The organism is Xenorhabdus sp. PB30.3, assembly GCF_963895965.1.
Taxonomy (GTDB): Bacteria; Pseudomonadota; Gammaproteobacteria; order Enterobacterales; family Enterobacteriaceae; genus Xenorhabdus; species Xenorhabdus stockiae.
Genome location: NZ_CAWQMW010000155.1, coordinates 59529 through 81627, shown reverse-complemented (window position 1 = coordinate 81627; position 22099 = coordinate 59529). Strand labels below are relative to the sequence as shown.

Below are 22099 nucleotides of genomic sequence, written 5' to 3'. Positions count from 1 at the left end.
TATGAAAAAAATAAACTTATATGCCATGTTGTTTTTTATTACCCCAATTTTTTTTCATAACTCTAGTGCAATTGATTTAGATAAAAATGTTATTGTTCCCTATAAGATAAATAACCAAGATAAACCGAAAAGAAAGCCATTTTTAGTACCTCCTTCTTCTTATTACAATTTAACAATTAAGAACGCGAGTAAATATGATAAATTAAATCTTTATCGAAACGACGATCATTGTATGTATAATTCAGGAGAAAAAAGTATTGATTTGAAGGCGGGAGACGAAAAAACACAACAAATTGAAATTAGAAACAGCGTTTTTTCTTTTCCTGTATGTTCTCAAGTAGCAAAAAGCATTAGTTGGACAGCAACAACTTATTTTAATAATAAAGAATATAAAAATTGCTATGTTGATTTGACTTTTTCTTATAATCCGTTCGCGCTCCTCGGCCCAGGGATGGGTTGGTTTTACCATGTTGATACGGAACGAGGATGTGGGTTAGAGGTTTCCGCCGATTGTGGTGGGAATGATTGTTTAAATAACGATGGAACACCTATTACAGACGATTATAACATTACTATCACTATAAAAGATGATAAAAACTGGGAGTCGCCAAGAATTACATCTCCTAAATCGGGAACACAGTTAAGCAACAACTATACTACAATTTTAGGGAAAGGGCTCAATGAAGATGGAAGCTTACCTGAGATTTACGCCTTTGTTTGGAGTGAAACTTATCCAACTCGGTCTACAGGTGATGGTGATAATTGGATGGCGCAAATCTGGTGGCCTTGTTATATCAAGAGTGACATTCAAATTAAAGATGTAGTTAATGCTGGCGTAATGTTATTTGGTCCCTGGTGTGGTGCAACAATTACTTCAATGCAGGATGGGCAAACTATTCCTGCTGGAAAATACAGTTTATCTGGTCTGGTGAATAGCGATACGATTGATGAATCAAAACGTATGCAGGTTAAAATTACGGGTTATAACCGTGATGGGTCGATTTATTTACCAACAAAGAATTATACGCCGACTGTTGATACGGATACAGGTCGATGGAGTCTGGAAGATATAGAGGCTGTTTGTTCCATTAAGTATAAAGCTTCTTCATCTGTGTCTTCAGGCTATATTGATACATCGGGAATGCCGGGTCTACCAGAAGTCAATTATTCTGTACAAAGTTGCCCGGCAAAGATAACCAGCCCGAAACCTAATTCCACCGTTGGCAATAACTATATTACTGTTTCAGGAACAGGCCATAGTGAAGATGGAGGCTGGCCTGATCTTGTCACCAGTTTCGATAGCAACAGTTATTCAACTCAGCCTACAGGTGATGGCGATAATTGGACGGCACATCTCTGGATGCCGTGCGGTATTACCGGCACAGTGAGTATTGCTGATATGGAAAACTCGGGGGTAACGTTTAATGGTCCTCCATGTGGAGAAACGATTACGTCAATGCAGGATGGGCAAACTATTCCTCCCGGAAAATACAGCTTATCGGGTCGGATAAATAGTGATACAGCGGATGATGAAAAACACATGCAAGTTCAAATCACGGGTTATAATCGTGATGGGTCTATTTATTCACCAGCAAAAAGTTATACGCCGACTGTTGATACAGATACAGGTGAATGGAGTCTGGAAGGTTTAGAGGCTGTTTGTTCTATTAATTATAAAGCACAGGTTTCCGATCCTTCATCAGAATTGCAGGCTACTCATCAATCTCTCTTACCCGGAGGAATGTCCAGCGTGGATTATTCTACGGAAGAATGTTCTGTGAAGATAACGAAGCCTAAAAAAGAGGAACGAATTTCATCAGGTACTGAAAATACACAGAATATTCCAATTGAAGGTACGGTAAATAACGATATTATCGTTTATGTATCATATGATACTAATGATTCACAATCGCCTGCCATTTTTGATAATGGTTATTGGAGCTATGAAGCTCAGGATGTACCAATGGGCTTTATCACCATTAACGCTGTTGGCAAAAGTTTATCTGGTGAGCTCCTTACCAATGAGAAAGATAAAGTAGTAATACTTAGCTCTAAAATTTTTTCTGTAGTACCTGAAAAGGACAGTTTTTTTACTCTGTTTAATGGAACAGCGATGCCAACTATTACTGACATTTCTTATATGGATTTAAATGTGTATGTTGAAATATCACTTGATGGATTTGGTCTTTTAGAAAAGGCTGCTTCTGATGAGAATGGTGACTGGAAATATGGATATAAGAATTATGCAAATAGAGGAGAGTATATCTTTATATTTAAAGAAGAATCTGATGATTCTGATGATTATGCTGGTAGAGGTGAAAAAACGTTTAAATGCACCGGTAGCGATCGTGGGATGGATTGCGTTGCTCAAAATTAATCATCGCCTTAATATTTAAGGAGATTGGAATGATTATTGTTAGAACTCTATTTATATTATTATTTTCTTTATTACATTTTAATCATTCATTTGCTGAAAATGAATTTAAATCTACTCCCTTGAAAGCTATTGCAGGAGGAGAAGAAAGTTGTAATGAGACTAGCAGCGATAAATGTAAATCTTGGGTGGTTGATATCTACTATAAAGATGATAAAAATGATGAACATGATAAAGGGAATAGTATATGTTCAGGTTCATTGATTGCACCAAAGTATGTTCTAACCGCGGCACATTGTGAAAAGACGAAAACAAAGAAAGAGTCAATTTATTATGTGGTTAGTCCTAATGGTCAAAAAATGACGGCATCTATCCATGGTTTTATACCGATGAATATTCCTGGGCGATTTGAGCCTGATCGACATGATTTGGCAATTTTAAAGCTGGATAAGCCATTAGAATTGGATGGGAAAGAATATGGTCGAATTCGTCGTTTTTTCAGTTATGATGAAGCTTATGAAAAAATAAATAGTGAATATTATTACGCTGATGTCTATGGATATGGATATAGAGGAATTGATAAAGAATCAGGAAAAGAACAGGACAATAAGGGTAATAAGCAATACCGTGCTGATACTATCATTGTCTCTCCTGCTTTCGATTCTCGTAATGGTAATGGATTAATTCTAAAGGCAAATGAAAAAGAAGGATTAACTCCCGGAGTTATACAACATGGTGATTCTGGTGGTCCGATTATTTGGAATAACACCATTATTGGTGTTAATTCCTTTGGGTTTGATGCTCCTAGTGTAAAAGAGGGGGATACTCATAATAGTTATTATCCATTTTTTGTAGTTTCAGATGTGACAGGAAAACATAATAATAAGATAAACTTTATCAATAGCTTTTCTCCTGGAAAATGGTTTTCTCAGAATATGAAACAAATCTGGATTGAAAATCCAGACTGGAATGGACATTTAAGAAAGAGAGGTGAATATATTATTATTAAGGGATGGGGAAGGCCGAAAAGCTCAATGGAACTCATTTATTCTATTAATGACGCTCCCTCCAAAACATTTAAATGTAACGATGTTACTAGTCGTGAAGGTAATTGGACGTGTAGTATCCCGAATAGTGAATTTTTCACTGAGGGAATTAATAAAGAAGAAGAGCAAAATGTAACGATTATAGCGAAAGAGTCATCAGATGGTTTGTCTAAAGCTATACAATGGAGAGAAGATAACATACAAGCAAAAATATCTTCCATTTCAAAGGAATTTGGTATTGTTTACCCGGCAGATAAGTCAACTGTATTTACTAAGTATTTTACAATTCGTGGGTATGCAGATCCTGAGTCAGAAGTGCGGCTTATACTGCAATCTAATATAAATAAGATTAAATATACTCAAGATAATTTATGTAAGGATGTTGGCCCCAAGCAGCCAATAAAAACAACAGAATATGGGATTTGGTCATGCACTATAAAACAAGACCTTGAGGGAATTGAAAATCCCGTTGGAGAAATAGAATGGAATTATACAATCACAGCGAGACAAGAAACAAAGGAAGTGCATCTTTATGATCAGGTTAATATATTATTTCAGCCTAAAGAAATAAAAAGACCAAGTATAAAAGTTAGTCAGGAAAAACAGTATGGAAAAATGATTCCTTTTCAGCTGGAGTTGAATAATTCAGCTAAATTTTTTTGTTTCTTTGATCGCTTATACTTTGATTGTGGTAATGATTATTCTGGTACAAAGTATATGCTTAACGACAAAATAGATAAACCAAGTGATAACCTGAGAGGTTTTAATATTTTTATAACACAGAAAATTGACCATGTTGACCCACTTGATCAAGCTTTTTGGAATAAAGGGCATTTACAAGGAGGCTATTTATTCCCGGCGTTTAGAAAAGAATATAAATTTACGGATGAAAAACCAGTACCGATAGATCCTGCAAATCAAAGTAGTCGGGAATTTAAAGGCGATGGAGGTGATAGAAGTGAATATACCTGGCCAAATGGTGATATTATTTTACCATCCGAATATTCTATCCACATGAAAGATAAGGGCAAAGAAACATACTCCCTAATAACATTAGATGGAACTCATGACTTTTTGCCTATTCCACTAGAAGGTAGCCCTCCTACTTGGGTTATTAAATTACCAGATTATCAATTAGAAGACGGGACTTACTATATCGAAGTGGCAGATACATATCATCCTGTGGGGCTGAAGGGATTTAGAGAGTATTGGAATATTTCATCTGTTGACAAAACTTATTTTGTAATAAAAACACCTGACATTAAGACTGAAACACCCTCCAAAGGAGAGACGATTACAGAAGGAACGCCAAGTTATGTATCAGGTAGTTCTAATGTTCCCGGCGATGAGGTTGATGTTAAAAGGCGTAAAATAGATCCTTCTTTATCTGAATCGGAGGGGAATAACCAAAAACTGGCTAAAGAAACGACTATTTGTACCGGCGCTGTTGTAAGTGATAATGGTAATTGGGAGTGTAGAGATCCAATCATTTTTCCTGTAGGAACTTATGAAATAATTGCTGAACTAATGAACGAAGGTAAAGTTGTCGCTAAAGATACTACACGCCTGACTATTGAAGATGACAATGATGATGATGATCCGGACAAGAAAAAATTTGAAGTAGAGAATCCTAAAGATAATTCAACTGTTGATCCGGATAATCCAATTCGCCTTTCTGGCTCATTAAGTGGTTCCGGAGGAGGTGGAGGAGGTGGAGGAGCTGGTGGGGGAGGTGGTGGTTTTGGTGGTTTTCTCGGTGATATATTCGGAGCAATTTTTGGCGGTGTGTCTTCATTAGCTAACTCTCCATTCAGTACTGGTCTTGGCTTCTTTTGGAATTTGGTTATTCAGCCTGATGCTATTTCAGGTGGAGATACTTATACGATTAAATTACAGGAAACTCACAATAAGGCACATGTCGGAGATCCTATTACCTGGCATTTTACTGTCCCTATACGTATTACCTCGCCTGCCAAGGGGGCTCAATATAGGCTAGATGACGGGATATCCATAGAAGGTCAGGGAAGCCCTAATCAATTAATTATCGTTACTGGGGCAAAAGATTTTCTACCACCCAAAAACATGACACTCCCGAGGTCTAATGAGGGAATGATCTGTTCTACTACTGTGGATTCAAAAGGGAAATGGGCTTGTCCTAATAAACCTGCATTATTAGCATCAAATGAAGGGACGTTTTATATATATGCGGCTCAGTATAAAGAAACAAAATCGACGGAGTTTGGAGGTAATTATGAAAGGACTTCTGAAGTTACTCGCAAATATGTCGTCGCCAAAACAAAGATAGATATTACTCACCCTACTCATGGCGCAAAAATAACAACTCTCCCTTTTACGATTGAAGGAACTGGGGAAGAGAATGCGAATGTATACATCAAAGGGTTTGGTAATGCTAAAGATTGTATTACCACTGTTGATGAATCAGGTAAATGGTCCTGTGGGCCTTATCATCCGGAAGAGGGGAAATATACTGTATCCGCAGAGCAGTTTATTGATGATACACAAAATTCACATTCATCTGTTTCTTTTGAAGTCCAGACTAAAACCACTAAATCAGTCACTATCACGCAACCACATAACGGTGGCTTATATAAGTATCTCGCAAATATCCTGCCAACGGGTACCGGAGTACCGGGAACGACAGTATGCCTGGATGTAAAAGAGTTATCGCAGGTTTGTCAGAATGGCATCACTGTAGATGATAAGGGGCATTGGCAAGGAATTAGCGGGTTAGATACCTCCGTTAAAGGAGAAAAAAAATTGGTAGCAACAGCCTTTTTGGATAAGGTGAAGCAATCTACAGCCAAAGTGGCATTTTATGTGGGAGAAGATGCACTAACAGTACAGTTTCCTAAAGAAGACGAAGTTATAAAAGCCCCTTCATATACTTTTAGTGGCACGATGCAGGAGAAGATTAACTCAGTGACAGTCAAAGCATTCGCTGGTCATGATGAGTGCTCCGCGAAGCTCAATAAACATAATTATACATGGACATGCGGGCCTTATAGTTCTGTGCCGGGAGATTATCATGTGACGGTGGTGGATGATGCCGGCTCCCATGTTAATCGGAGCTTTAAAGTGCGCTATGGGGATAATTTGCAAATGCGCATATTGGCACCTGAAGAAGGGGAGCAAATCACAACTCCAACCTATACCATCACCGGTAAAGGACAGGCCGGTGCTCTTATCACCGTACATATTTCAGACACACTGGTTGCAGACACGCTGAGTTGTAGTGTTTATGTTGATGAATATCAGAGTTGGTCTTGTCCGGTAATGGAATCAATTCCGGGCTCATATAAGCTCAAGGCCCAGCAATGGGTAGATAATATGGCATCAGGTAAGCCTGTAATACGCAATTTTGATGTGATCTATATGCGCGATATTACGATTAATCCTACGGCAGCTCCTATATGTACAGCCCCAGATGAAACTATTTCTATTCCAATTACAGGAACAGCAACAAAGGGTGCTGATATTTCTTTATCGGTAGGTGACAATGCCTATAAATGCGGCCCTGTACAAGTTTCAACAACGGATGGTTCATGGAACTGTACTCTGGAGAATGTAACGCCGGGAAGGTATCAGGTAAAAGCGAAGCAGACTATTACAGTGAACGGTCATATCCATGAAAATGAGAAAGTAGATTATGTGAATGCGGCTATTTTGAGTATCTCCCAACCAGTAGATGGGGGAATTTTTTCTACGTATAGTTCTTCAATAGATATGTTTATAGGGGGATATTCACAACCGAAAATGGAAGTGTCATATGATATCCTGGATTATGGAAGGAGTTATAGGTGTCATAGCGCTAGCGAAACAATGATATCAGGAAATGTTGGTGCAGGTAGCATAACTGCTGATGATAAGGGGTACTGGAGTTTTGATGTAAACCTTAAACATTTAGGTTGGTACAAATTAACAGTTTCTAGTTCTGGAACATTTTGTGGGAAACCCATTCAGACAGAAAGCAAGTTTTGTTATCGTCTATATATGAAATAAAGACTTTATCTTTTAATTGCTACGATTTGATAAAAATAGATACAGTGAATAGACATGCTATTTCAACCCTATCGAACCTGATACGATTATCATAGTTCGATAGGGTTTCTCTTTTTCATCTAAATAACGAAGTCTATTCGGTATTTAGCCCCTGCAACGCCATCACTGTGGTATCATTCCCGCTTTGTACGTCATATCGCCTGATAGCTGATAGACAGTGCGCCTGCTTTTCATCCAACACACAGGTAAAGAACAATGACTGAAGCCATCAGTGAAATGACAAAACGCTATGATCTACATAGTCATACGACTGCTTCAGACGGCGTTTTATCACCTGATCAGCTCGTGGACAGAGCGATTTCCATGGGCATTCATGTACTGGCAATTACGGATCACGATACAACGGCAGGTATTCCGGCAGCTTTAAACCATATTAGGCAGAATGAGTTGCCTATGAAATTAATCTCCGGCGTTGAAATTTCAACGTTATGGCAAAATATGGAAATTCATATTGTTGGGTTAAATGTTGATATTAACTCCGTTGCCTTAAAATCATTCCTGTCTAATCAGGTTAATTTAAGAAAAGAGCGTGGCATTGAAATCGGGCATCGGTTAGCTAAAGCTGGTATTCCCGGTGCTTGGGAAGGTGCATCCCGGCTAGCCAATGGCGGACAGGTCACTCGCGGGCACTTCGCCCGTTACCTGATTGAAGTGGGAATTGAGCCGACAATCCAGCGGGTTTTCAAAAAATATCTGGCGAAAGGAAAAATCGGTTATGTTCCGCCTCAATGGTGTACAATCGAGCAGGCAGTTGAAACCATTCATCAGGCCGGAGGACAGGCAGTGATTGCTCATCCCGGTAGATATGGTTTGTCAATGAAATGGCTGAAACGCTTGATTATCTGGTTTAAACAACATGGTGGTGATGCAATGGAAGTTGCACAATGCCAACAAGCACCTAATGAAAGGCAACAACTTGGTCAACTGGCAAGAGAATATGGGCTGAAAGTATCATTAGGGTCTGATTTTCACCAGCCTTGTTCATGGATAGAACTCGGTCGTAATTTGTGGTTACCCGGTGATGTTGTACCGATATGGCACGATTGGTCACAGAGCGGAGCTGCATAGAAGTAGAGGTTATTGTTATGAGCCAGTTTTTTTATATCCACCCTGACAATCCACAGATGCGTCTTATTGACCAGAGTGTGGAAGTACTGAAAAAGGGCGGAGTTGTCATTTATCCTACTGATTCAGGTTATGCTATTGGCTGCTGCCTCGAAAACAAGGAAGCAATGAACCGTATATGCCGAATTCGTCAACTGGATGGGCGGCACAATTTTACGCTGGTATGTCGTGATTTATCAGAAATTGCGACTTATGCCCATGTGAGTAATCAGGCATTCCGGCTAATTAAGAATAATACACCCGGTAATTACACATTTATCCTGCAGGCGACAAAAGAAGTGCCGCGCCGTTTAATGAATGAGAAACGTAAGACGATAGGGCTGCGTGTTCCATCGAACCCTATAGCATTAGCGTTGTTGGAGGCAATGCGTGAGCCTCTGATGTCATGTAGTCTGATTTTACCCGGAAATGATTTTGCGGAATCTGATCCGGAAGAGATTAAAGATGCGCTGGGTAAACAGGTTGATTTAATCATTCACGGTGGCTATCTTGGGCAGCAACCGACAACGGTAGTGGATTTAACCGAAGATTCACCAGTGGTTCTTCGCGAAGGCGAAGGCGATGTAACGCCTTTTTTATAAGATAACCACTTTATTATTTTTTTATTATACGACGCCTGTGAAGGCGACAGCAGAGGTTGCTCAATGAGCGATAAAACAGAAAAGTTACAAAAAATTCTTGCGCGTTCTGGTCATGGCTCCCGCCGTGAAATTGAAGGATATATTCAACAGGGGCGCATCAGTATTGATGGCAAGATCGCAACGTTGGGTGATCGTATTGAAGTTAAACCCGGCACAAAAATCCGCTTTGACGGCCGGATCTTAAATATCAAAGAGTCACAAAAAACAGTTTGCCGTGTTCTGGCTTACTATAAACCTGAAGGTGAGTTGTGTACCCGCCATGATCCGGAAGGCCGTCCGACAGTCTTTGACCGTTTGCCAAAAATGCAGGATGCACGCTGGATTGCCGTTGGGCGTCTGGATATCAATACTTGTGGTCTGTTACTGTTTACAACAGATGGTGAACTGGCAAACCGCCTGATGCACCCAAGCCGTGAAGTTGAACGTGAATATGCGGTTCGTGTTTTTGGTGAAGTAGATAACGCAAAACTGCGCCAACTGACACAAGGTGTCCAGTTGGAAGATGGCCCGGCTTCATTTAAGACGATTTCGTTTAAAGGTGGGGAAGGTATTAACCAATGGTATAACGTTACTCTGACGGAAGGGCGTAACCGCGAAGTCAGACGTTTATGGGAAGCCGTTGGCGTGCAGGTCAGCCGTTTGATCCGCGTTCGTTATGGTGATATTGATCTGCCGAAAGGTTTACCTCGTGGTGGCTGGACTGAATTAGGTCTGGAACAGACTAACTATTTGCGTCAGTTGGTTGAGCTGAATGAAGAGACTGTATCCAAAGTTGCGGTTGAACGCGACCAGCGCCGTCTCAAAGCCAATCAGATCCGTCGTGCAGTAAGGCGACATGCTCAGGTAGCTTCTCGCCCGGCAGGAAAACGTCCTGCAAGTAGTTCCCGCCAGAACACAGGAAGAAAAACGACACCTAAAGGCCGTTAATCTTCTCAGGCCGCTGTTTAGCGCTTATTGCGCTTTCAAACAGCGGCTCCCATCACTCAATAATTTTTACCCGCCATATTGCTTACCAATCGATACCTTTCTGGGCTTTGATTCCCGCATCAAAGGCATGTTTGACCGGCCGCATCTCTGTCACGGTATCGGCAAATTCAAGCAACTCACGGTGACAACCTCGTCCGGTAATAATAACTGACTGTCTGGCAGGGCGCTGTTTCAGTGCTGTCAGAACTTCGCGAAGTTCCAGATACCCATAACTGACCATATACGTGAGTTCATCAAGCACAATAAGCTGGATTGAAGGATCGGATAACAATCTTAAGGCATGTTGCCATACTGACTGACAGGCGTGAGTATCTGTTTCTCGATTTTGGGTTTCCCAGGTAAATCCGGTTCCCATAACATGAAACTCAACCCCATTTTTTTCCAGCAGATTTTTTTCTCCGTTTTCCCATGTTCCTTTAATGAACTGGATGACGCAAGCACGTTGACCATGACCAACGGCGCGGGTGACAGTCCCGAATGCAGCCGTTGTTTTCCCTTTTCCATTGCCAGTGAAAACCATAACAATACCGCGCTCTTGTTGTGCGGCAGCGATGCGGGCATCGACTTTTTCTTTCAGGCGTTGCTGCCTTTTTTGGTACTGGCTGTTATCTCTTGTCATTATTCGGCTGGTCCCGCTTTGCGGCCCGGTTGTGCATCAAAACTGATACCTGAATCATGCTGGCTGTCATCTCCCATTAAGTAAAGATAAACGGGCATAATATCGGCAGGTGTTTTTAATTTGGCGGAATTTTCATCAGGAAATGCACTGGCACGCATACTGGTACGGGTTCCACCCGGATTAATGCAATTAACCCGCAGGGACGTTTCCTGATATTCCTGTGCTAAAACCTGCATCAGACCTTCTGTGGCGAATTTGGAAACAGAGTAAACTCCCCAGCCACTTCTGCCTTCACGCCCTACACTGGAACTGGTAAATACCAAAGAACCCCAGGGGGATTTCAATAGTAGTGGGATCAGTACCTGAGTCAGCATAAATGTGGCATTGACATTCACCTGCATCACATCATGCCAAAGTTGGACGGGCTGTTCTGTGATGGGCGCGACAACCCCCAATAAACCTGCGTTATGTAATACGCCATCCAGACGGGGATAATGCCGTGCCAGCTCGTCAGCAAAAGTCTGGCATTCATTAGCTGTGACAGTTAAAAGATCCATCGTATAAATAGCCGCAGGTAAGCCGCCTTCATTTTCGATTTGCTGTTTAACTACTTCCAGTTTTGCCGTTGTGCGCCCAAGCAAAATAACCTGTGCACCATGCCGGGCATAAGTTAGTGCAGCTTCACGACCAATACCATCACCGGCACCAGTGACTAAAATGATTTTTTGTTGCAGCAGGTCATTCTTTGGTTGGTAATCTAACATCTGACTCTCTTCTATAAACAGTTTTTAAATCTGGCGGGTAGATAGGTGTAGCACATAGCGTCTTATCAGAACAAAACTTCGTGTTTTCGTCAAATTGACAAAAGTTTATCTGCTTTCTTTTTTGTGAAAATAGATAAATTATATTAATTATTTTTTCTGAAGTAGATTTGACGGAACAGAAGCAAGATAAACTGTTAGAGCACTGTTTCAGGTTTTTAGTTAAAATGAAATATATATTGTTCATCATTAATGAAGAAAGGTGGATCTGTGGAGTATGTTTCTCTATACGGACTGTTCTTGGCAAAAGTAGTGACTATCGTCCTGGCAGTCGTCGTTCTGGTAGTATTTTGTATTGGAGTTGGTGTGCGTAAGACAATGCACAAAGGCGAATTGCGCCTGACCAATCTTGGTGAAACTTATAAGGAAAAACAACGTCAGATGCAGCAGGCTCGAATGAGTGAGGCAGAGCTGAAAATCTGGCAGAAAGAGCAGAAAAAACAGCAAAAAAGTGAAGCCAAGCAGAAAAAGGCTGAGGCAAAAAGCGGCCTGAAGAGCGAACCGAAAACCAGTCTTTATGTGCTTGACTTCAAGGGCAGTATGGATGCCCATGAAGTAGATTCTCTGCGTGAAGAGATCAGTGCGGTTCTGGCTGTTGCTGATAAAAATGATGAAGTTCTGGTACGTCTGGAAAGCCCCGGTGGTGTGGTGCATGGTTATGGGCTTGCTGCATCTCAACTGGCTCGTTTGAAAAACAAAGGTATCCGACTGACAATCGCGGTAGATAAAGTGGCGGCAAGTGGTGGTTATATGATGGCGTGTGTGGCTGATCGTATTATTGCTGCGCCTTTTGCCATCATTGGTTCAATTGGTGTGGTCGCGCAATTACCAAACATCCATCGGTTACTGAAGAAAAATGATGTTGATATCGAATTGCATACAGCAGGCGAATATAAACGTACTCTGACCATGTTGGGAGAAAATACTGAACAAGGACGGCAAAAATTCCGGGAAGAATTGAATGAAACACATAACTTATTTAAATCGTTCATTCATGATCATCGTCCTGCACTGGAAGTCGATAAAGTCGCGACAGGTGAGTATTGGTATGGCACACAGGCAAAAGAGCTTGGATTGATTGATGAAATTGGTGTCAGTGATGATTTCCTGATTTCACAAATTGAACACCGTGAAGTGATTGGAGTCGGCTATGCTCGCCGTAAGCGTGTAGTAGAACGTTTCATGGGAAGTGCAATGGAAAGTGCTGATAAATTGCTGATGCGCTGGTGGCAAAGAGGCCAGAAGCCACTGCTCTGACAGTAAATCTGGCGATACAAGCAGTAAACTATAGATTAAACAATATCATATAGCTACATTAATGGCGGATAGTATGACACGGTCAGAATGGCAGTCATATTATCCGCTCCGTAAATTAAGAAAGTTTTTCCTGCCTTATGTTGTCTGAACTATCTTGAGAGATAGTTTACCTTGCACAAAAATCACAATTTTCCTAATCATTTCATTTGGTTTATATAGCAGCAATTGCCGCTTGACAGGAAGTGTTCTAGTTTGCATCTATTCTGCTTTCCAGAAAAATAAGTTGTTGCGCATCGTTTTTTATCAGGTACAGTGTGGGCTTTTCGTCATGCAGATGGAAGATTTTGTTTACAACTGTTAGGCCATGTCATTGCATGGTATGCGTTTATGTATAAAATATCTCATATATTTCAAAGGGTTTGGTGTTTGAGCGAAAGTCTGGGATAAAAATTAGTTGATATCTTGCGAATCTATCGCAATATAAAAAGAGATCTATTTTATATACCGCAACATAACTTCGTAATTTTCGCCATCTGAAAAGAAGATAATTAGGTAAAGGTAACTATGGGTAAAGCTCTTGTTATAGTGGAGTCCCCGGCAAAAGCCAAAACAATCAATAAATATCTGGGAAATGACTACGTTGTGAAATCCAGCGTTGGTCATATCCGTGATTTGCCGACCAGTGGTACAACGAGTCAAAAGAGTTCGAGCTCATCTACCGATAAGAATAAAAAGAAAACTAAAAAAGATGAGAAAACAGCGCTGGTTAACCGAATGGGAGTTAACCCTTACCATGGCTGGGAAGCGAATTATCAGATCTTGCCCGGCAAAGAAAAAGTGGTAGCAGAGCTGAAAACACTGGCTGAAAAAGCACAGCATATTTATCTGGCAACGGATCTTGATCGCGAAGGAGAAGCCATTGCCTGGCATTTGCGGGAAGTCATTGGCGGAGACGATACACGTTTCAGCCGTGTTGTTTTTAATGAAATTACCAAAAACGCTATTACTCAGGCTTTTGATAAGCCGGGTGAGTTGAATCTTGACCGTGTTAATGCACAACAGGCGCGCCGTTTTATGGATCGCGTGGTTGGTTACATGGTTTCACCATTATTGTGGAAAAAGGTTGCCAGAGGGTTGTCTGCTGGCCGTGTTCAATCCGTAGCTGTCCGTCTTGTTGTTGATCGTGAACGGGAAATTAAAGCATTCGTTCCGGAAGAATACTGGCAGATATATGCGGATCTCATGGCTAAAGGGGGCGTTGAGCTCCATATGGAAGTTACCCATAAAGAGGGTAAACCATTTAAGCCAGTTAACGCTCAACAGACTCAGGCTGCCGTTTCTTTACTTGAAAAAGCCAGTTATAAGATCACTGACCGTGAAGATCGCCCAACATCAAGTAAGCCGAGTGCGCCGTTTATTACTTCTACGCTGCAACAGGCTGCCAGTACCCGGTTAGGCTTTGGCGTAAAGAAAACCATGATGATGGCTCAGAAATTATATGAAGCAGGCCACATTACTTATATGCGTACTGATTCTACCAATCTGAGTCAGGATGCTTTGAGCATGGTGCGCGGTTACATCAGTGATAACTTTGGTGATAAATATCTGCCTAAAGAAGCCAATATTTACAGCAGCAAAGAGAATTCGCAGGAAGCTCATGAAGCTATCCGGCCGTCTAATGTTGAGATTATGGCTGAAGCACTGAAAGATATGGAAGCTGATGCCCAGAAATTGTATCAGCTTATCTGGCGCCAGTTTATTGCCTGTCAGATGACTCCGGCAAAATACGATTCAACCACACTGACTGTTCAGGCCGGCGATTTCGAATTGCGGGCAAAAGGCCGTACCTTACGTTTTGATGGCTGGACAAAAGTTATGCCTGCTTTGCGTAAAGGGGATGATGACCGCACTTTGCCTATCGTGGAAGTAGGGACTGGCCTTGATTTACAAAAATTGCTCCCAAGCCAGCATTTTACTAAGCCACCGGCGCGTTTTAGTGAAGCGTCACTGGTTAAGGAGTTGGAGAAACGGGGTATTGGCCGTCCATCTACTTATGCTTCAATCATTTCCACCATTCAGGATCGTGGTTATGTGCGGGTTGAGAATCGCCGCTTCTACGCGGAAAAAATGGGTGAAATTGTCAACGATCGTTTAGAAGAAAACTTTAACGAGCTGATGAACTATGATTTTACGGCAAGAATGGAAGATCAGCTCGATCACGTTGCAAACAATGAAGCAAACTGGAAAGGCGTATTGGATGAGTTTTTCGTCAATTTCAGTGAGCAACTGGACATCGCCAGCAAAGACCCGGAAGAAGGCGGAATGCGCCCGAATCCGATGGTCATTACTTCTATTGAATGCCCGACCTGTAGTCGCCCGATGGGGATCCGTACCGCAACGACAGGTGTATTTTTAGGTTGTTCAGGTTATGCATTGTCTCCAAAAGAGCGTTGTAAGCAAACTATTAACCTGATCCCGGAAAATGAAATACTGAACATTCTTGAAGGCGATGATGCGGAAACGAACGCGCTACGTGCCCGCCGTCGCTGCTCTAAATGTGGCACAGCAATGGACAGTTATTTGATTGATACCCAGCGTAAATTACACGTCTGCGGTAATAACCCTGCTTGTGATGGCTACGAAGTAGAGAACGGCGAATTCCGTATCAAAGGTTATGACGGCCCTATCGTTGAATGTGATAAATGTGGCTCGGAAATGCACCTGAAAATGGGGCGTTTCGGCAAATATATGGGATGCACAAACGAAGGGTGCAAAAATACCCGCAAGATCTTGCGTAGTGGGGAAGTTGCACCACCGAAGGAAGATCCCGTGCCATTACCTGAGTTGCCGTGTGAAAAGTCAGATGCTTATTTCGTTCTGCGTGATGGGGCTGCCGGTGTATTTTTGGCTGCCAGCACATTCCCGAAATCACGTGAAACACGTGCACCTTTAGTTGAAGAACTGGCTCAGTTTAAAGACCGTTTACCTGAGAAATTGCGTTATCTGGCGGAAGCACCGACTGAAGACCCTGAAGGGAATAAAACAATTGTGCGTTTTAGCCGTAAGACAAAACAACAATATGTCTCTTCAGAGAAAAATGGTAAAGCGACGGGTTGGACAGCATTTTTTGTTGATGGTACATGGACGGTCAAAGAAAAGTGATGATTATTATAATGGGTTGCCAGCCAATCCATTGAAATATAATCAGACAGATATTTTATTTTTGACTTAAAATATGACTTTTTTTTCTGGAAAGCCAGTTCTCAGGACTGGCTTTTTTTGTTTTTATGAAGAATTTAAACATAATATTTTTATAGACCATAATTAATAATCGTTATTGTCCCTAATTATTTGTTATATATATATACAGCAAGTGTTATAGTAGTTATATGTCTACATAAATATATTCTATATGGTTATAAGTGAATAACTGTTAGCAATATAGAGCTGATATAAACTACAAAAAACATTCGTATATAAATTACAATTTAGGGACAGTGCTGATATGAAACTACAGCAATTACGTTATATCGTTGAAGTGGTTAATCACAACCTGAATGTCTCTTCTACGGCGGAAGGATTGTATACCTCTCAACCAGGGATCAGCAAACAAGTAAGGATGCTTGAAGATGAGCTGGGTATTCAAATATTTGCGCGCAGTGGAAAACATCTGACACACGTTACACCGGCTGGTGAGGAAATCGTCCGTATTTCACGTGAAGTTCTGTCAAAAATTGATTCGATTCGCTCAGTTGCCAGTGAACACACTTACCCTGATCGTGGGTCTTTATATATTGCGACGACACACACACAGGCAAGGTATGCATTACCGCCTGTTATTAAAGGTTTTATTGAGCGTTATCCTAATGTTTCCCTTCATATGCATCAGGGCTCACCAACTCAAATTGCAGAAGAGGTCTGTAAAGGGAACAGTGATTTTGCAATCGCCACTGAAGCGCTTCATCTTTATAGTGATCTCATCATGTTGCCTTGCTACCACTGGAATCGTTCGGTCGTTGTCACCAAAGATCACCCATTGGCGACAAAACAAAATGTAACCATTGAAGAGCTGGCAGAATACCCGATTGTGACCTACACCTTTGGTTTTACGGGGCGTTCTGAGCTGGATGTTGCTTTTGACCGTGCAGGACTTAAACCTAAAATTGTATTCACCGCGACAGATGCCGATGTGATTAAGACATATGTCCGTCTGGGACTGGGAATAGGTGTTATTGCCAGTATGGCGGTAGAGCCGGTTCAGGACAGTGATCTGGTTCGAATCGACATGCGTGATAAGTTCAGTTACAGCACAACTAAGATTGGTTTCCGTCGTAGCAGCTTCCTGCGTAGCTACATGTACGATTTCATCTGGCGTTTTGCTCCACATTTAACCCGTAATGTTGTGGATCAAGCGGTTGCCTTGCGATCTAATGAAGAAATTGAAGAAATGTTCAAGGATATTGAATTACCGATTATATAAAATGGTATATACACTTCGTCTTTCAAGTTGCCTCTTTGTTGGCTGCGCCCGTTCACCCCAGTCACATAGTTATCTATGCTCCTGGGGATTCTCTCCCTTGCCGCCGCGACGCATCTTGAAATCCATTGTGTATAAGCGCAGTATGGGTTCAGAGAAAAGCAGAGGAAAATAGCCACGGCTATTTTCCTCTGCTTTTCTGTATCTCATGAATAAAAACAAGCAATAAACAATCTTTATAGAGTTAAAAGACTGTTTAATTATTCTCCGGTTCCGACGTTACGCACTTTCATATAATTAGCGAGTTCTTTATTATCTGGTATTTTACTTTCCTTCAAAGAGGAAAAAACGCCTCTTTGATCACCTTGATTTTTATGCTGCCCCAGTTTTTCTTTTGCATCTATTTTTGTGATGATGATTTTAAATCCGACAATTGCCTGACGTTGTTTATTGAGATATTCCTCTGGCATTAACTCCGTGTTGTTCATTAGCCCCGGCTCATATTTATTAACTAAATCTTCTAAAGCTGATTGAGTTTCATTGCTATTTAAAAATTTTGTGACACCGTAACAGTGAACGGCAGTGTAATTCCAGGTGGGTACAGCGTGTTCAGATTCATACCACGTAGGTGATATATAGGCATGAGGGCCGGTAAAAACGGCGAGAACAGGCTGATTTTCTAATTCTTTCCAGTGTGGGTTGGCCTTAGATATATGGCCGTATAGTGTACCATATTCTCCTTCATCGGGATTCAGGACTAAAGGAAGATGTGTTCCGGTCAAAGAGGGAGAAACCAGCAATCCAAAGCTATAAGTAGAAATAAACTTAGTAATATCTTCTCTGTCCTGCATTTGCATTTTGTGAGGCGTATACATGTCTATCACTCCGATAACAATAAATTTAACTGGTTTCAGAATAACGCTGACATAATAATATAACAATCATATATGAATATATTATTCAAACTAAAATTTATAACTTTCTGTTTTTAAAATTCACCGCTAAAAAAGTTATCTGATTTTTCTATTGATGCTCGTTTGTTTTTAAGAAGAAAACTTTCAAAAGCCGATTTTATTTCTGGATCTTCCAATGCCTGATAATCAAATAATGACACGCAGGAAGAGTAATTAAATTCAACATTGATAGTTTCATTGGAAGCGCAATTTGATGTAACTTCTGAATTTGTTCTGTCAAAATCCAGCTTAAAAAGCTTTATTTTGGGAATATATATGACTTGATTATCGTTACCGACTGCCTCAATGATGCTTGCCAGTGTGATTGTTGAATAACGGTCATCATTTTTTTTCAGCCCGAGTCTGATAGCATCCCCCTGTTTTTGCAGAAACTGTGAAAAGCTCTTCATGCCCGGAGAGTTAGTATTCACAACGAAAATAAAAACTGAGATATCATGAAGTCCCAACTGGTATCACAATAGCTGAATAATCTAAGTCTTATCAAGGTCATCAGTATCATGCGATATCAATTGGTATATTGACATATCATCAAAAACCGGACAACGTACAGGACAACGAATTAACAGGAGTCCTGTCATGTCATTAACAGAAGTAAAGGTAAGGAACGCAAAACCAAAAGATAAGCCATATAACCTATCAGATGGGAGAGGGCTATATCTTGAGGTTAGGCCATCTGGTGCCAAATTTTGGCGGTATAGATTTTGGTTAACTCCAACTAAAGATGGAAGATACACTATTGGTGAGTATCCATATGTTACCTTAGCCAAAGCAAGGGAAGAAGCAGAGTGGGCTAGAGGTGTTGCCAAGGAAGGAATAAACCCAACAGATAAAAGAAAAAGGGAAATGGAGGATAAGGAAAAAGAAAAAGAGAACACATTCAAAGCAATATCAGAAGAATGGCTATTAAGAAAAGAAAAAACTATCGGTGAATGGACAATCTACAAGTACAGAAGAGCACTGATAAGAAATTGTTATCCTGCATTTGGTGACAAGCCTATAAAAGATGTAACATCATCTGACATATTAAAGGTGATGAAATCACTGGAAAGTGCGGGTTCTCCGTCAGTATCAATAAGAGTTAGGTTCTTGTGCGCGTCAGTATTCAAATACGCAATATCAAATCTAAAAACTGACTATGATCCATCACAACCACTATCTGGCGCAATAATAAAGCCAAAGACAAATCACTCAAGGTGCCTATCAAGGGAAGAGATAAAACTGTACTTCGATAGGCTGAATAGCTCAAATTCATCTTTTATAGTTAAATCATTCCTTAGAATATTGCCATTTGTTTTTGTTAGACAATCTGAGCTTAGATTTTCATCATGGGGTGAATTTGATTTTGATAATAAGATATGGGTAATAGGTGGAGAAAAGATGAAAATGGGCAGGAACCATTCAGTTCCGTTGTCATGCCATGTAATTTCTTTGCTTAATGACATAAAGCTAAATTCAAAAGAAAACAGGGATAGCCTAATTTTTAGCGTGAACGGCACAAAAGAAATAAGCTCTGTAACCCCAAATAATGCAATAGAGAAGATGGGGTTTAAGCGCGGGGAGATCACGTGTCATGATTTTAGAGCCACAGCATCAACAATGCTATATGAGATGGGATTCAGAAGAGAGGTGATAGAGAAGCAGCTATCTCACTCAGAACGAAATAAAACGATAGCTGCATATAATCACGCTGAATACATGGCAGAGAGGAGGGAGATGATGAATATATGGGAAAAAACCTTGCTTGATATAATTAATAGCTAGCCCTTGATAGAGAGTTGATGTATTCCGATATATCACTCTCTTTCCATTTAGATGTCCTGCCATCCTTAAGAGGTTTAGGTATCTGCCCAGACCCAATCTTTCTGTATAGAGTTGGCTTACTTATAGAAATTGTTTCACACACTTGTTTTGTGCTTAGTAGTTTTTCCATTTTTACCCTCATTTATCTTTATTGTTTATTTGAATGAATTTAATATAATTGAGGCAATCCATTGCTGTCTTCTTTTTTGTGTTCTTTAATTAATCAGTCATTGACAATCCCTTGCCGCCTTCCTCCTTACGTTCTCGAATTCGTTAGTCATCGGTGATGGTGATGTTCACCTCTGACTCAGGAAAGCTAATCGACAGTAATCCCTCTACAACGAGATCTGTGACAAAATCTGCCAATATTTCATCTGGGACTTCTCTACCGGGATTAGTAATTTTCTCTGCTGTGGTTCTAGGGATAGATATTGCTATTTTTGGTGATTGCATTCTATTTTCCTTATTTCGTTATTACCTATATTGAATAGGTATTCTTTATCAACAGTGGTTATTAGTTTTCGAGGGGTAATGAAAGGTCGCCAAATTAAAAACATGGAACCTTTTGTATTTGAATTTCTCTTTCTTTGTTCTACTGGTATAAATTGAACTCTTCCTCCCGTTATTAATCTGATTTCATCAACCGTCTCCAGCGCCAACTTGAACCAGCCCACAGAGGTATCAGACGGAACTAACATAACGACTGGCTGTAATTGCTTTTGGTATTCGATGGTGGCTTTCTCTATCCACGGCCCAATATTGGAGTAAGGCGGGTTACACCAGATAGCACCGTGGCTCACCCAGTCAGACTCCAGTGCATTATCTCGTTCTGTGAGATAATGTGTGCACAGCGCGTTTTGAGCAGATGCTGCTACATCAAGGGTAAAGTTAAATTCTAGGTCGAGTGCTTTAAATAACGGAAGGGGAGTTTGCCATAAATCTTTAAATTCGGGAGGGGTATTACTACCTCCAAAATCTGCCATATTATTTCCAGTTATTTGTTTGGGTGACGTATCTTATAAACTGAGTTTTGGGTTTTAATATATCCGTCTGATTTGTAAGTTTCAGAATTTTGCACTAATGAAGTTCTTATCTGAGTTCCATCTTTAAATCGGTTGCAGTTATCGTTAAATATCTTTCCAACTGCCATCGTTTTATCATTGCCAATATGAACGAAATCAGTTAATTCTATTTCGGCGGTGAATTGAAGTGTCTCTTTGGATTCCATTGGCGCATTTCTCACTGCTTCAATGTTAGGCATTTCTGAGCGAATGATTTCCAGTGCTTTGGTTGTGCTTACTTCATTTTCCATACGTTTATTAACCCAACAATCTAAATCATCTGAATTACTTTTTGCCTCAGATAATAAATCTTCCTCAGTCCAATCAAAAAGGCCTTCCATCCAAGCTATAGCCTGCTCTTTATCTCCTTTTTCTAACAAGCAGAGTGCGGCTGCATTTGCTAGTAAAAGTCTCTCTATTATCCAAGAATTAGATAGCTCCATTGCTGCTTTAACTTGCAAAGTTTCTATTTCCCGCGCCAATTCAATTACATCATTTTTCATTATTATTCTCTCCTGATTCTTCTATTATATAATAATTATCGGCTCCGCATTTTGGACAAGTTTGGATAAATGCAAAATCTGGAAATTCAGGATCTGAAATTGGAACTCTATCGTTTTCATAATGAACATGCTTGCATTTACGTTTAGCGCATACTATTTTGTCATTTCTCACCTAAACCTCCTACATATACTCTCTGCTTTCTTACATATATCAGTATCAAACCAGCCGAAGTGACAGGTGTTAAAACTGATGTCTAATTGAGTTGCTATACATGTAATCTCCTCAATGCTTCTTTCACAGCATTTAAACGAGAATCCATCCTTTTGTATTTTG

Annotated in this window: 18 protein-coding genes; 9 read left to right on the top strand and 9 right to left on the bottom strand. The window is 40.5% G+C overall.

Features of this window, described 5'->3' with window-relative positions; genetic code table 11:
- The first annotated feature begins 1 nt into the window (after window position 1).
- The 5 genes from AACX38_RS15520 to rluB all read left to right on the top strand — a co-directional run bounded on the left by AACX38_RS15520 (window position 2) and on the right by rluB (window position 10193).
- Window positions 2–2377, top strand: coding sequence for a hypothetical protein (locus AACX38_RS15520; protein ID WP_228863131.1), 2376 nt, complete (start codon window positions 2–4; stop codon window positions 2375–2377).
- 29 nt (window positions 2378–2406) lie between these two features.
- Window positions 2407–7440 (top strand): trypsin-like serine protease, encoded by a 5034-nt coding sequence (locus tag AACX38_RS15515; protein ID WP_228863130.1) that lies wholly within the window; start codon window positions 2407–2409, stop codon window positions 7438–7440.
- Window positions 7441–7695: 255 nt separating this feature from the next.
- On the top strand, window positions 7696–8568 hold the full coding sequence (gene rnm / locus AACX38_RS15510; protein WP_228863129.1) for an RNase RNM: 873 nt from the start codon (window positions 7696–7698) through the stop codon (window positions 8566–8568).
- Window positions 8569–8585: 17 nt separating this feature from the next.
- Window positions 8586–9206, top strand: a complete 621-nt coding sequence (locus AACX38_RS15505; protein ID WP_228863128.1) for an L-threonylcarbamoyladenylate synthase — start codon at window positions 8586–8588, stop codon at window positions 9204–9206.
- 63 nt (window positions 9207–9269) lie between these two features.
- A complete protein-coding gene (rluB, locus tag AACX38_RS15500) occupies window positions 9270–10193 on the top strand; it encodes a 23S rRNA pseudouridine(2605) synthase RluB (RefSeq protein WP_099111897.1) in 924 nt (307 codons plus the stop codon).
- A gap of 82 nt (window positions 10194–10275) precedes the next feature.
- Here rluB and cobO read toward each other — a convergent pair whose 3' ends face one another.
- Both cobO and AACX38_RS15490 read right to left on the bottom strand, forming a co-directional pair.
- On the bottom strand, window positions 10276–10872 hold the full coding sequence (gene cobO, locus AACX38_RS15495; RefSeq protein ID WP_228863127.1) for a cob(I)yrinic acid a,c-diamide adenosyltransferase: 597 nt from the start codon (window positions 10870–10872) through the stop codon (window positions 10276–10278).
- A complete protein-coding gene (locus AACX38_RS15490; protein WP_228863126.1) occupies window positions 10872–11636 on the bottom strand; it encodes a YciK family oxidoreductase in 765 nt (254 codons plus the stop codon). The genes cobO and AACX38_RS15490 overlap by 1 nt, the downstream gene beginning before the upstream one ends.
- Window positions 11637–11903: 267 nt before the next feature.
- Here AACX38_RS15490 and sohB point away from each other — a divergent pair, with 267 nt between their 5' ends.
- From sohB to cysB, 3 genes are all read left to right on the top strand, one after another.
- Entirely contained in the window at window positions 11904–12950 is a 1047-nt protein-coding gene (gene sohB / locus AACX38_RS15485; protein WP_228863125.1) for a protease SohB, read from the top strand.
- Between the two features lie 564 nt (window positions 12951–13514).
- The gene (gene topA / locus AACX38_RS15480; protein WP_228863124.1) at window positions 13515–16112 is read left to right on the top strand and encodes a type I DNA topoisomerase; all 2598 of its coding nucleotides are present in this window, start codon (window positions 13515–13517) and stop codon (window positions 16110–16112) included.
- Between the two features lie 343 nt (window positions 16113–16455).
- On the top strand, window positions 16456–17430 hold the full coding sequence (cysB, locus tag AACX38_RS15475; protein WP_099122609.1) for an HTH-type transcriptional regulator CysB: 975 nt from the start codon (window positions 16456–16458) through the stop codon (window positions 17428–17430).
- Between the two features lie 257 nt (window positions 17431–17687).
- Here cysB and AACX38_RS15470 read toward each other — a convergent pair whose 3' ends face one another.
- Complete coding sequence (locus tag AACX38_RS15470) at window positions 17688–18302, bottom strand: FMN-binding negative transcriptional regulator (protein ID WP_255711939.1); 615 nt, start codon at window positions 18300–18302, stop codon at window positions 17688–17690.
- Window positions 18303–18415: 113 nt separating this feature from the next.
- Window positions 18416–18811, bottom strand: a complete 396-nt coding sequence (locus AACX38_RS15465) for a hypothetical protein (protein WP_228863122.1) — start codon at window positions 18809–18811, stop codon at window positions 18416–18418.
- Window positions 18812–18977: 166 nt separating this feature from the next.
- Between AACX38_RS15465 and AACX38_RS15460 the strand changes: the two genes are divergently transcribed.
- A complete protein-coding gene (locus tag AACX38_RS15460) occupies window positions 18978–20162 on the top strand; it encodes a tyrosine-type recombinase/integrase (protein WP_099122607.1) in 1185 nt (394 codons plus the stop codon).
- Here the strand turns inward: AACX38_RS15460 and AACX38_RS20805 are convergent.
- The 5 genes from AACX38_RS20805 to AACX38_RS15440 all read right to left on the bottom strand — a co-directional run bounded on the left by AACX38_RS20805 (window position 20152) and on the right by AACX38_RS15440 (window position 21937).
- A complete protein-coding gene (locus AACX38_RS20805; protein WP_193757236.1) occupies window positions 20152–20331 on the bottom strand; it encodes a helix-turn-helix transcriptional regulator in 180 nt (59 codons plus the stop codon). The two genes, AACX38_RS15460 and AACX38_RS20805, sit on opposite strands and share 11 nt — an antisense overlap.
- A gap of 143 nt (window positions 20332–20474) precedes the next feature.
- Complete coding sequence (locus AACX38_RS15455; RefSeq protein WP_099122605.1) at window positions 20475–20654, bottom strand: hypothetical protein; 180 nt, start codon at window positions 20652–20654, stop codon at window positions 20475–20477.
- Window positions 20636–21184: a phage N-6-adenine-methyltransferase gene (locus AACX38_RS15450; RefSeq protein ID WP_228863121.1), complete on the bottom strand. Its 549-nt coding sequence runs from the start codon at window positions 21182–21184 to the stop codon at window positions 20636–20638. The genes AACX38_RS15455 and AACX38_RS15450 overlap by 19 nt, the downstream gene beginning before the upstream one ends.
- An 11-nt stretch (window positions 21185–21195) precedes the next feature.
- Complete coding sequence (locus AACX38_RS15445; protein WP_228863120.1) at window positions 21196–21765, bottom strand: hypothetical protein; 570 nt, start codon at window positions 21763–21765, stop codon at window positions 21196–21198.
- The gene (locus AACX38_RS15440; RefSeq protein WP_099122602.1) at window positions 21755–21937 is read right to left on the bottom strand and encodes a hypothetical protein; all 183 of its coding nucleotides are present in this window, start codon (window positions 21935–21937) and stop codon (window positions 21755–21757) included. The genes AACX38_RS15445 and AACX38_RS15440 overlap by 11 nt, the downstream gene beginning before the upstream one ends.
- Window positions 21938–22099 lie beyond the last annotated feature (162 nt).

Coding starts and splice junctions, on each gene's coding strand:
- rnm (WP_228863129.1), top strand. CDS start 7,696: ATGACTGAAGCCATCAGTGAAATGACAAAACGCTATGATCTACATAGT.
- cobO (WP_228863127.1), bottom strand. CDS start 10,872: ATGACAAGAGATAACAGCCAGTACCAAAAAAGGCAGCAACGCCTGAAA.
- AACX38_RS15470 (WP_255711939.1), bottom strand. CDS start 18,302: ATGTATACGCCTCACAAAATGCAAATGCAGGACAGAGAAGATATTACT.
- topA (WP_228863124.1), top strand. CDS start 13,515: ATGGGTAAAGCTCTTGTTATAGTGGAGTCCCCGGCAAAAGCCAAAACA.
- AACX38_RS15445 (WP_228863120.1), bottom strand. CDS start 21,765: ATGAAAAATGATGTAATTGAATTGGCGCGGGAAATAGAAACTTTGCAA.
- AACX38_RS15505 (WP_228863128.1), top strand. CDS start 8,586: ATGAGCCAGTTTTTTTATATCCACCCTGACAATCCACAGATGCGTCTT.
- cysB (WP_099122609.1), top strand. CDS start 16,456: ATGAAACTACAGCAATTACGTTATATCGTTGAAGTGGTTAATCACAAC.
- AACX38_RS20805 (WP_193757236.1), bottom strand. CDS start 20,331: ATGGAAAAACTACTAAGCACAAAACAAGTGTGTGAAACAATTTCTATA.
- AACX38_RS15460 (WP_099122607.1), top strand. CDS start 18,978: ATGTCATTAACAGAAGTAAAGGTAAGGAACGCAAAACCAAAAGATAAG.
- AACX38_RS15455 (WP_099122605.1), bottom strand. CDS start 20,654: ATGCAATCACCAAAAATAGCAATATCTATCCCTAGAACCACAGCAGAG.
- AACX38_RS15490 (WP_228863126.1), bottom strand. CDS start 11,636: ATGTTAGATTACCAACCAAAGAATGACCTGCTGCAACAAAAAATCATT.
- AACX38_RS15450 (WP_228863121.1), bottom strand. CDS start 21,184: ATGGCAGATTTTGGAGGTAGTAATACCCCTCCCGAATTTAAAGATTTA.
- AACX38_RS15520 (WP_228863131.1), top strand. CDS start 2: ATGAAAAAAATAAACTTATATGCCATGTTGTTTTTTATTACCCCAATT.
- AACX38_RS15515 (WP_228863130.1), top strand. CDS start 2,407: ATGATTATTGTTAGAACTCTATTTATATTATTATTTTCTTTATTACAT.
- rluB (WP_099111897.1), top strand. CDS start 9,270: ATGAGCGATAAAACAGAAAAGTTACAAAAAATTCTTGCGCGTTCTGGT.